Source organism: Candidatus Amarolinea aalborgensis, assembly GCF_900491745.1.
GTDB classification, from domain to species: domain Bacteria; phylum Chloroflexota; class Anaerolineae; order SSC4; family Amarolineaceae; genus Amarolinea; species Amarolinea aalborgensis.
The window spans coordinates 25,254-34,826 of sequence record NZ_UETR01000032.1 but is presented as its reverse complement, the minus strand read 5'-3'; the positions used below and the strand labels follow the sequence as shown (position 1 = coordinate 34,826).

At 57.2% G+C, this 9,573-nt stretch carries 11 protein-coding genes and 2 pseudogenes; 12 read left to right on the top strand and 1 reads right to left on the bottom strand.

Annotated elements, in window-relative coordinates:
• The coding region (locus tag ACPQ6D_RS20380) for a hypothetical protein (RefSeq protein WP_423226190.1) at positions 1 to 201 on the bottom strand (201 nt) is incomplete at its 3' end.
• A gap of 259 nt (positions 202 to 460) precedes the next feature.
• On the opposite strand from ACPQ6D_RS20380, the gene ACPQ6D_RS20375 reads away from it, so the two are divergent.
• The 12 genes and pseudogenes from ACPQ6D_RS20375 (at position 461) to ACPQ6D_RS20320 (ending at position 9,357) form a co-directional block, all read left to right on the top strand.
• Positions 461 to 751, top strand: coding sequence for a DUF4258 domain-containing protein (locus ACPQ6D_RS20375; protein ID WP_423226189.1), 291 nt, complete (start codon positions 461 to 463; stop codon positions 749 to 751).
• A gap of 24 nt (positions 752 to 775) precedes the next feature.
• Entirely contained in the window at positions 776 to 1,030 is a 255-nt protein-coding gene (locus ACPQ6D_RS20370; protein WP_423226188.1) for a YgiT-type zinc finger protein, read from the top strand.
• Positions 1,031 to 1,043: 13 nt separating this feature from the next.
• On the top strand, positions 1,044 to 1,184 hold the full coding sequence (locus ACPQ6D_RS20365) for a DUF2442 domain-containing protein (protein ID WP_423226187.1): 141 nt from the start codon (positions 1,044 to 1,046) through the stop codon (positions 1,182 to 1,184).
• Positions 1,185 to 1,217: 33 nt separating this feature from the next.
• Positions 1,218 to 1,565 (top strand): annotated as a pseudogene (locus ACPQ6D_RS20360) (type I restriction endonuclease); the annotation flags it as partial.
• Entirely contained in the window at positions 1,548 to 3,761 is a 2,214-nt protein-coding gene (locus tag ACPQ6D_RS20355; protein WP_423226194.1) for a DEAD/DEAH box helicase family protein, read from the top strand. The pseudogene ACPQ6D_RS20360 and the gene ACPQ6D_RS20355, both read left to right, overlap by 18 nt.
• Before the next feature lie 5 nt (positions 3,762 to 3,766).
• Complete coding sequence (locus tag ACPQ6D_RS20350) at positions 3,767 to 4,198, top strand: GxxExxY protein (protein WP_423226186.1); 432 nt, start codon at positions 3,767 to 3,769, stop codon at positions 4,196 to 4,198.
• 365 nt (positions 4,199 to 4,563) lie between these two features.
• Complete coding sequence (locus tag ACPQ6D_RS20345; protein ID WP_423226185.1) at positions 4,564 to 7,065, top strand: N-6 DNA methylase; 2,502 nt, start codon at positions 4,564 to 4,566, stop codon at positions 7,063 to 7,065.
• 141 nt (positions 7,066 to 7,206) lie between these two features.
• On the top strand, positions 7,207 to 7,608 hold the full coding sequence (locus tag ACPQ6D_RS20340; protein ID WP_423226184.1) for a nuclear transport factor 2 family protein: 402 nt from the start codon (positions 7,207 to 7,209) through the stop codon (positions 7,606 to 7,608).
• 224 nt (positions 7,609 to 7,832) lie between these two features.
• Positions 7,833 to 8,276 carry a type II toxin-antitoxin system VapC family toxin gene (locus tag ACPQ6D_RS20335; RefSeq protein WP_423226183.1) on the top strand — a complete coding sequence of 148 codons (444 nt, stop codon included), beginning with the start codon at positions 7,833 to 7,835 and terminating at the stop codon, positions 8,274 to 8,276.
• A gap of 65 nt (positions 8,277 to 8,341) precedes the next feature.
• Positions 8,342 to 8,500: a hypothetical protein gene (locus tag ACPQ6D_RS20330; RefSeq protein WP_423226182.1), complete on the top strand. Its 159-nt coding sequence runs from the start codon at positions 8,342 to 8,344 to the stop codon at positions 8,498 to 8,500.
• 5 nt (positions 8,501 to 8,505) lie between these two features.
• Positions 8,506 to 8,928 (top strand): annotated as a pseudogene (locus ACPQ6D_RS20325) (GNAT family N-acetyltransferase); the annotation flags it as partial.
• A 21-nt stretch (positions 8,929 to 8,949) separates the two neighbouring features.
• Positions 8,950 to 9,357: a DUF6855 family protein gene (locus ACPQ6D_RS20320; RefSeq protein WP_423226193.1), complete on the top strand. Its 408-nt coding sequence runs from the start codon at positions 8,950 to 8,952 to the stop codon at positions 9,355 to 9,357.
• Positions 9,358 to 9,573 lie beyond the last annotated feature (216 nt).

Here is a 9,573-nt window from a genome sequence, read left to right as displayed (position 1 = left end):
ACCGCCGGTTGGACGCCGGTGTTCCTGGATCTCGAACGCTGCTGGCTGCAGCCCGCCGCCTGCCTGCGGGAGATCACCGAGGCGTTGGCCCAGGTTGGGTAGATCCTGCGCTTTGCCGGCGATCCGAACGGGGGCCGAATTAGTGTTTGCAATCGTGCTGTTTTCAACATCAAAGGCAAGCGATATCGGCTGATCGTCCAAACCCTTGCGCCTTGTTCGCTTTTGTGATAACATGGAGATAGGTGGACAGTAGAGTTTTATCGCCTTCCAAACGGCAGTAGTCCCGTCGAGGAGTTTCTTGATTCTTTAACTGGCAAGCAAGTCGCGCATTGAAAATCACGCCGATGATGTGCGTCTTTCAACGTTGCGCCGTTATGCTGATGCGATTGGCGCTAATCTCCAAATCAGGTTTACGTTATCGCAAGGGGTCTAGCCCCAAGTGCCACTCGAAAGGTAATCTGTGAAAATCGAAGGCATTGTTGACGCGATACGCCATAACCGGTTACGAATCACAGACCACGCTGACGAAGAGGCCCAAGCCGACCACCTTACTTTTGACGAAATCTTCTTCAGTGTCTTTCAGGGTGAAATCATTGAGGACTATCCCGACGACAAACCATATCCCAGCTGCCTTATCTGCGGTGATACCTTTGCGGGTGCGCCCGTTCACAGCGTCTGGGCGTATAATCAAGACAACCAATGGCCGTACTCATCACTCTGTCTATCGACCCGACCCCAAGCGATGGATTGACTGGCGAATAAGGAGACCGAAAAAATGATGCCCTTTAGTAAATGCCCCGTGTGCGGTGGGGAACTGGTAGAGAAGAACGTAGAGAAACTACTTCGTGGCGGAATTCATACAGCCGTCTTGACTGTGCGGGCTGAGGTTTGTCTACGCTGTGGCGAACGACTTTACACTCAAGAGACCGTCAGACGCTTTGAGCAGATTCGAGTAAAGTTGGAAAAGCAAGAAGTAGCGGGCTTCCTACCGTTGGGACAATCTTTTCAAATTGCACAGGCCGGATATTGAATTCTTCAAGCAAGTGGTCGTTGATCCAGAAGCTGGCACGTTGGTGTGGCCCAATGATGTTGATTTTTGTCCTGATGTGCTCTACAGCCGCGTCACGGGTGAAGCCATTCCTGAATTGGAAGTAGCCATCGAACCCATATTCCACTTTTCATAACCCTTGACCACCCAACGCCGAGACAGGAACCGCATGCCCAATCCAGAAGCCGCCGCCCGCATCAAGATCAACAAGCTGCTCGAAGCCGCAGGCTGGCGCTTCTTTCCGGAAGGCGCCGCGCCCGCCAACATCCTGCTTGAGCCTGGCGTGACGATCAAGTCGCTTGATCTGGACGCCCTGGGCGAGAACTTCGAGAAGACGAGCAAGGGCTTCATTGATTTTCTGCTGCTCGACGCGCGGGGCTTCCCGCTGATCGTCCTGGAGGCCAAAGCGGAGGACAAGAACCCGCTGGCCGGCAAGGAGCAGGCGCGGCGATACGCCCGCTCGCAGAACTGCCGCTTCGTCATCCTCTCCAACGGCAACCTGCACTACTTCTGGGATCTCGAACGCGGCAACCCCTATCTGATCACCGCGTTTCCGACGCCCGCGTCCGTCACCGGCTATCAGAAGACCATCCCCGACCCTCAGCGCCTGATCGCAGAGATCGTCGAAGCCGATTACATCGTCCGCACCCAGCGCCCTGGCTATGCCGCGGAGGCCGCCTGGAAGAATGAGGCCGAGCGCGCCGGCTTCATCGAGGCCAACGGGCTGCGCTTCCTGCGGCCCTACCAGGTGAAGGCCGTCGCCGCGCTCCAGCGCGCGGTCAAAGAGAACAAGGATCGCTTCCTGTTCGAGATGGCGACAGGCACCGGCAAGACCCTCATCTCTGCGGCCGTCATCAAGCTCTTTCTGCGCACCGGCAACGCGCGGCGGGTGCTATTCCTGGTGGATCGCCTGGAGCTTGAGGATCAGGCCAAGAAAGCGCTCAGCAAGGTGCTTGCGAACGACTACCAGGTCGTCATTTACAAAGAGAACCGCGACGACTGGCACCGCGCCGAGGTGGTCGTCACTACCGTCCAGTCGCTGCTTTTCAATAACAAGTACCAGCAGCTTTTCTCGCCCACCGATTTCGACCTGGTCATCTCCGACGAGGCGCACCGTTCCATCGGCGGCAACGCGCGCGCGGTCTTCGACTTTTTTGTCGGCTACAAGCTCGGCCTCACCGCGACGCCGCGCGACTACCTCAAGCGGTTCGACCGGGCCGGCCCGGCCACGCGCGACCCGCGCGAGGCTGAGCGCCGGCTGCTGCTGGACACCTACCGCACCTTCGGCTGCGAGAACAGCCAGCCGACCTTCCGCTACTCGCTGCTCGACGGCGTGAAGGACGGCTTCCTGGTCAACCCGACCGTAGTGGACGCCCGCACCGACATCACCACAGCGCTGCTCTCGGCCGATGGATTTGTGGTCGAATTCCGGGACGAGGAAGGCGACGACCAACGGGAAACGTTCAAGCAGCGCGAGTTCGAGAAGCGCTTCTTCGCCGACGCCACCAACCAGCTCCTCTGCAAGACCTTCCTGGAGAATGCCCTGCGCGACCCGGTCAGCGGGGAGATCGGCAAGTCCATCGTTTTCGCGGTCAGCCAGAATCACGCCGCCAAGTTGGCGCAGATCCTCAACCAGATGGCCGACCGCATGTTCCCCGGCAAGTACCAATCCGACTTTGCGGTGCAGGTCACGTCGCAGATTCCCGACGCCCAGCAGTTCACCATCAACTTCACCAACAACAACCTGCTCGGATCGGCCAACTTCTTGCCCACCTACAAGACGAGCAAGGCGCGCGTCTGCGTGACGGTCGGCATGATGACCACCGGCTACGACTGCCCGGACATCCTCAACCTCGGCCTTTTCCGGCCGATCTTCTCGCCCACCGACTTCATCCAGATCAAGGGCCGCGGCACACGCCGGCACAACTTCCTCGAACAGCTTTTCGACGCGGGCCTGAGGGACGCTGTCGCGCAGCCGCAAAAGACCGCCTACAAGCTCTTCGACTTCTTCGCCAACTGCGAGTACTTCGAGGAAGGGTACAACTACGACGAGGTGCTGAAGCTCCCCGCACCCAGGAGCAAAGCCCCAAGCGACGGCGGCGGAGATGCAGGTCCGACGGTATCCATCGGCGTTTATGAGCACCTGGGCGCGGACATCCTGGCGACGATCAAGGAAGAGACCATCGGCTTCGAGGGAATGAAGATTGACCGCATGTTCTTCGAGAAATTCGAGGGCGCGGTGCGCGAAAATGCAACCATCGCGCGCGCCGTCGAGGCCGGGCAGTGGGACCGGGTCATTGACTATGTCAACCGCGAGGTCTTCGACAAGCCTGAGGAATTCTACACTCTCGACAAGCTGCGCAAGGCCGCGACCGTGGACCGCCGCCTGACCCTGCGCGAAATCCTGGAGAAGGTCTTCGGGTTGATCCCAACCTTCAAGTCGAAGGATGAGCTGCTGGAAGAGGAGTTCGCCAAGTTCGTCGCCGACGTCAAGCCCGCCGAGGCTGAGGCCATCCCGGCGATCAAGACCTTCTTCAAGGCCTACGTCACTAGCGACCAAATCCGCTATATCATCGAGAGCCGGCAGTACACCGACCTGGCCACCAACCCGATCTTTTCCAGCCGCGACTTCCGCGCCGTGCCGGTGAAGTATCGGGCGCTGATTCCCGAATACGTCAAGGACTACGTCTCATTGAACCAGTTCGCGGTTTGACAAACATGGATATACAGGATATACAGGATTCGTCAGGCTCGCAGGAGCCGCGGCTGAAGCACGAAGAGATTACCAAGGCTGTCATCGGCTGTGCTTTTGAAGTGATCAATGAATTGGGTGCGGGCTTTTTGGAGTCGGTGTACGAAAAAGCTCTTCTGGTGGCGCTGAGGCAGAAAGGTTTGTCGGTCATCGCTCAGCATCCGATCAAGGTGATTTTCCGAGGACAGTCCGTGGAGGATTTTTTCGCCGACATCCTTGTCGAGGGCAAAGTCATTGTTGAATTGAAAGCGGTCAAAGCCATTGCCCCTGAACATCAAGCGCAGGTCATCAACTACCTGAACGCCACCGGCATCGAGGTCGGACTGCTTATTAACTTCGGCAACCCCCGCCTCGAGTACAAACGCTTCACGCGGCAGAAGGAATATCAACATGGATAAACAGGATGTACAGGATGTTTTATTTCTTGTCTTTCATCCTGTGTATCCTGTTCATCCATGTAAAAACATGGATGAACAAGATGAACAAGATATTCTATTCTTGTTTTTCATCCTGTGTATCCTGTCCATCCATGTAAAAACATGGATGAACAAGATGAACAAGATATTCTATTCTTGTTTTTCATCCTGTGTATCCTGTCCATCCATGTAAAAACATGGATGAACAAGATGAACAAGATATTCTATTCTTGTTTTTCATCCTGTGTATCCTGTCCATCCATGTAAAAACATGGATGAACAAGACATTCTATTCTTGTCTTTCATCCTGTGTATCCTGTCCATCCATGTAAAAATCAGGACCATCCATGCTAGACACCGACACCAAGCGCCGCATTGACACCGCCCGCGACATCCTCGTGGGCAAGGTGCCCGACCCCAAGAGCCAGGTCGAGCAGATCACCATCGCGCTGATCTACAAGTTCATGGATGACATGGACGCCGAGAGCGAGGAGTTCGGCGGGGTGCGCAAGTTCTTCGCCGGTGAGTTCGCGCGCTACGGCTGGGCCAGGCTGATGCATTCTGGCCTGGGCGGCTTCGAGACGCTGAACCTCTACGCCGAGGCGATCGCCAAGATGCCGGAGAACCCCGGCATCCCGCTCCTGTTCCGCAACATCTTCAAGAACGCCTACCTGCCCTACCGCGATCCCGAAACGCTGAAGATGTTCCTCAAAGTCATTGACGAGTTCAGCTACGACCACTCCGAGCGGCTGGGCGACGCCTTCGAGTATCTGCTGTCGGTGCTCGGCTCGCAGGGGGACGCAGGCCAGTTCCGCACCCCGCGCCACATCATTGACTTCATGGTCGCCGTCGTGGATCCGCAGAAGACCGAAACCGTGCTCGACCCGGCCTGCGGCACCGCGGGGTTCCTGATTTCGGCGTACAAGCATATTTTGGCTGCCAATAGAATAAACATGGATAAACAGGGTGGACAGGATGATAACCAAAAATCCTCTGAATCCAGTCCATCCATGTTCGTCTCTTCCCTCACGCCCGACGAAAAGGGCCGCCTGGCGCAGAACTTCCGCGGCTATGACATCTCGCCCGACATGGTGCGGCTGTCGCTGGTGAACCTGTATCTGCACGGCTTCGCTGACCCGCACATCTACGAGTACGACACGCTGACCAGCCAGGAGCGCTGGAACGAATACGCCGACGTGATCCTCGCCAACCCGCCCTTCATGTCGCCGAAGGGGGGCATCAAGCCGCACAACCGCTTCTCGGTGCAGTCCAAGCGCAGCGAGGTGCTCTTCGTGGACTACATGGCCGAGCACCTGACGCCCACCGGCCGCGCCGCCATCATCGTGCCCGAGGGGATCATCTTCCAGTCTGGAACTGCCTACAAACAACTGCGCGAGACGCTCGTGAATGGCTTCCTCATCGGCGTCATTTCGCTTCCGTCCGGGGTGTTCATGCCGTATACGGGCGTGAAAACATCAATTTTAGTGCTCGACCGAGTGACGGCCAAACGCAAGCCCAACATTCTTTTCTCCGAAGTGAAGCACATAGGCGTTAGCCTCGGCGTAAAGAGGACTGCGAGCGAATTCAACGACCTACCCGATGTTTTGCGGGACTACTGTGCTTACTACGAGGGCAGGGAACTGTCGCGGTGCTCATGGCTTGCATCACGTGAGGAGATTCTGGCCAACGACTGTAATCTGACAGGGAGTCGTTATCGGCCCGCCGTCGTGAATGGCGACAAGCGTTTGGTTAAGATCGCAGATGTTTGCAGAATCACGAAGGGCGCTTCTTCCAGCACAACGACACCACCTGGGCCTTACCCACTAATTCTGACTGCCGCGGAACCCAAGACTTCGGCGGAATATCAGTTTGAAAGTCCGGCTGTATGCGTGCCTCTGATTTCTTCCCTTGGACACGGCAAGGCTGCGCTGCACCGTATTCACTTCGCCAGTGGCAAGTTTGCACTGGCAAACCTGTTGGTCGCTTTACAACCCAAAGACGAATCTGAACTTGATGTGAAGTTTCTCTACCATGCCCTCGATCTAAAAAGAGCCGATATCGCCGCGCTGATGCGCGGAGCAGCGAACGTAGGCATGAAGCCAGAAGACCTCGCTCAGTTCCAAATTCCCCTGCCGCCACTTGACGTCCAGCGGGAGATCGTGGCAGAGATCGAGAGCTACCAGAAAGTCATCAACGGCGCCCGCGCCGTCCTCGATAACTACCGCCCCCACATCCCCATCCGCCCCGACTGGCCGATGGTGGAGGTGCGCAAAGCCTGCATCGTGAACCCAAAGAAATCGGAGCTTAGCGATCTGCCTGGTTCTACGCAGGTATCGTTCGTCCCGATGTCGGATGTCTCAACGAACGCCATGCCACTTGACGCAAAACAGACGAGGCGCTTGGATGAAGTGACTTCCACCTACTCCTATTTTCGAGATGGTGATGTGCTTATCGCCAAGGTTACGCCATGCTTCGAAAACGGGAAGGCTGGAGTGGCGCGCAATTTGGTGAACGGTATTGGATTTGGTTCAAGCGAGCTTCACGTCTTGCGTCCAACAGGAAGCGTTCTCTCAGAATGGGTATTCCTATTTGTTGCAACTCCCGCCTTTAAGGCATCGGCCGTGCCGAAGATGACGGGCACTGGCGGGCTACAGCGCGTTCCCACGGCAGTTATCGAGGCTTACACGATTCCCCTCCCGCCTCTCGCCACCCAGCAAGCCATTGTCGCCGAGATCGAAGCCGAGCAGGCGCTGGTCGCGGCCAACCGCGAACTGATCGCGCGCTTCGAGCGCAAGATCCAGGCGGCCCTGGCCCGCGTCTGGGGGGAAGACGCGCCGGCGGAGGCGTGAGCCAGCCTGGCCATTGACATCTGAACAAAGAATGAGCACGTCTTGGTCTGGACATGACACGCGCAGGGGAGCAAAATGGAACTGCCGCTTTCGGCAGCCCTGCGAAGGGATAATTCAGTTCAGATCAGGAGAATTACTTTTATGTCAACCACAGACCAGCATGTGCTCGTCATTCAGAAGCTCTATGAGGCCTTTGGCCGCGGCGATGTCGCCGCCGTGCTCTCTTTTGTTGATCCAGACGCCACCTGGGTGAACCAGTATGGACAAGGTCATTTCCCAGGTCAATGGGGTAAACCCTGCCGCGGCCATGCGGAGATTGTTGGCTTCTTCCAAGGGATCAACGAAGCCGTCGAAATCCAGGGATTCAACCCCTATGAAATGATCGCCCAGGACAGCAAAGTGGTGGTGCTCATCCATTGGAACGGCGTCGTGAGACAGACCGGCAAACCGTTTGCCGTCCTCCTGGTGCACATCTGGACGTTGCGCGACGAGAAAGTCGTGGATTACATCGGTCTCGACGACGCTACCGCCTACGGTTTTTAGCCGCGGCTTACCCACCCACATTCATACCAGGGTAGCGGCTTGCTCGTATCTGGCCAAGCGGCGCCAGCAAGTTGCTGGCGCCGGGTCATGCGGCGGCGCGACCGTTTTGAAGGGCAGCAGCCATGTCATCGCCTATGCCGCCGCATAACCCGCATGTCGTTTCAGGCTGGAGCATACCATGAAAACGACTTTCCTTTCCCCTCAACCCATGATATACTCCGAACATGAAGATCTACCTCGACACCTGTAGCCTACAGCGGCCGCTCGACAATAAGAGCCAACTCCGTATCTTGCTCGAATCTGAAGCCGTCTTGGGTCTTCTGGCCTTGTGTGACACGGAGAGTGTCGAGTTGCTGTCCTCTGAAGCGTTGATGTTCGAGATAAAACGGAATCCGAATCTCACGCGGCAACAGTACGCTCTGGAGGCTCTGGCGAAGGCCACATCATTTGTAGTCTTGGAGCCTGATGTCGAGGAACGCGCCAAAGAGTTGAACCGTCTGGGTTTCAAACCGCTGGATGCGCTGCATCTAGCCTCGGCCGAGGTAGGTCACGCGGATTACCTGTGCACTTGCGACGACCGTTTTCTAAAACGTGCCAGAACGATCAAGCGGTTGGGTACGAAAGTGGTATCCCCGGTTGAGTTGATAGGAGAACTTGAACGATGGTAGTGCAAACAAAACCACTAGCTGAGGTGACACAGACTGCGATTCGTGTCCTATGTAGGGAGATTGGCTTGGTCGACACGATGCGCTTTGTCGGGCAGTTTACCGTAGGCTATGGCGACTACACGGCCGAGCGCGACGAGTTGTTCAGGGATATGACTTTGGATGACATGATGGCAGAAATCAAGCAAAGTCGAATTCAGATTGATGCTCAGCCACGGCGTGGGTGAAACGTATGATGGCGCCCGGGACAACCCTATCGGAGAGTGAAGAGAAGGAATTCTCCGAGTTCCTGCGCACCCAAATCCGGGAATTTAACAATCGCGAGTCCGCTCATCATCGCGCCATCCGCCAGCCCGGCGCCATCACACCGTTGAACTTGATCGTCAAGGACGAGGCAGGCAACATCATTGGCGGCCTGGCGGCCAGCACCTATTGGGAATGGCTGGACATTGAGCACTTCTTCTTGCCGGAGACCTGGCGCGGCCGCGGCCTGGGGGCCTCGCTGCTGCAGACCGCAGAGACGATCGCCGTCGCACGCGGGTGCAAACGCTGCTTCCTGACGACCTTCGATTTTCAGGCCCGGACCTTCTACGAAAAGCACGGGTATTACGTCATTGGCACGTTGCAAGATTACCCGCCGGGATCTGCCTATTTCTGGATGAGAAAGGATCTAACGATGACAACACTCGATCGCACAAAAGCCAATCCCTGGGTGCTGAAGACGCCGCCGGGAACGGCCGAGTACACCATGCATGTCGAGGAGAGAGACGGCCAGCGCGTCCTCGTCTGCACCGTCGGCAGCACGGTTCTTCTATACGACGCACGCTGCGTGGACGACTTGCACGCGATGCTCAAGCAAGCCGGCGGGTGGGTCGAACTGGGCGGCGCTGACGAACAGAAGCCCGCCAAAGAAGGAACGGTTGAGGCCTGGGGACGCTCCCCCGACAACCCCATCGGTGGTTGGTACGGTCTGAAGAAAGGCCTGCGCGGGCGCTTTGGCGTTTACCTGCCGCCGCTCATGGAAGCCCTCGGCCTATGCGAGCTGGAGCATAACTCAAAGAATAACCGCATGCGGGCCAAGTAACGCCTAACCCGGGCAAGCCGGAACCAAACAGGACGGTCGCTGCCACGAATTTCACGAATGAACGCGACCACTCGGACAGTGCGTCGTCGCAAACGAGCGATTGAAATCGCACCTGATGGGCGTACCGCCGGGCGTCCGCCTACGCGGACGCGAGGCTGGCCGGCGCAGGCCGGCCTTGTGGCGGAACGCCCCTTCGGCCCGAATTCATTCGGCGGC

Excerpts from the sequence above, each read along its gene's own strand:
- ACPQ6D_RS20370 (WP_423226188.1), top strand. The coding sequence starts at position 776 with ATGATGCCCTTTAGTAAATGCCCCGTGTGCGGTGGGGAACTGGTAGAG.
- ACPQ6D_RS20350 (WP_423226186.1), top strand. The coding sequence starts at position 3,767 with ATGGATATACAGGATATACAGGATTCGTCAGGCTCGCAGGAGCCGCGG.
- ACPQ6D_RS20345 (WP_423226185.1), top strand. The coding sequence starts at position 4,564 with ATGCTAGACACCGACACCAAGCGCCGCATTGACACCGCCCGCGACATC.
- ACPQ6D_RS20340 (WP_423226184.1), top strand. The coding sequence starts at position 7,207 with ATGTCAACCACAGACCAGCATGTGCTCGTCATTCAGAAGCTCTATGAG.
- ACPQ6D_RS20335 (WP_423226183.1), top strand. The coding sequence starts at position 7,833 with ATGAAGATCTACCTCGACACCTGTAGCCTACAGCGGCCGCTCGACAAT.
- ACPQ6D_RS20320 (WP_423226193.1), top strand. The coding sequence starts at position 8,950 with ATGACAACACTCGATCGCACAAAAGCCAATCCCTGGGTGCTGAAGACG.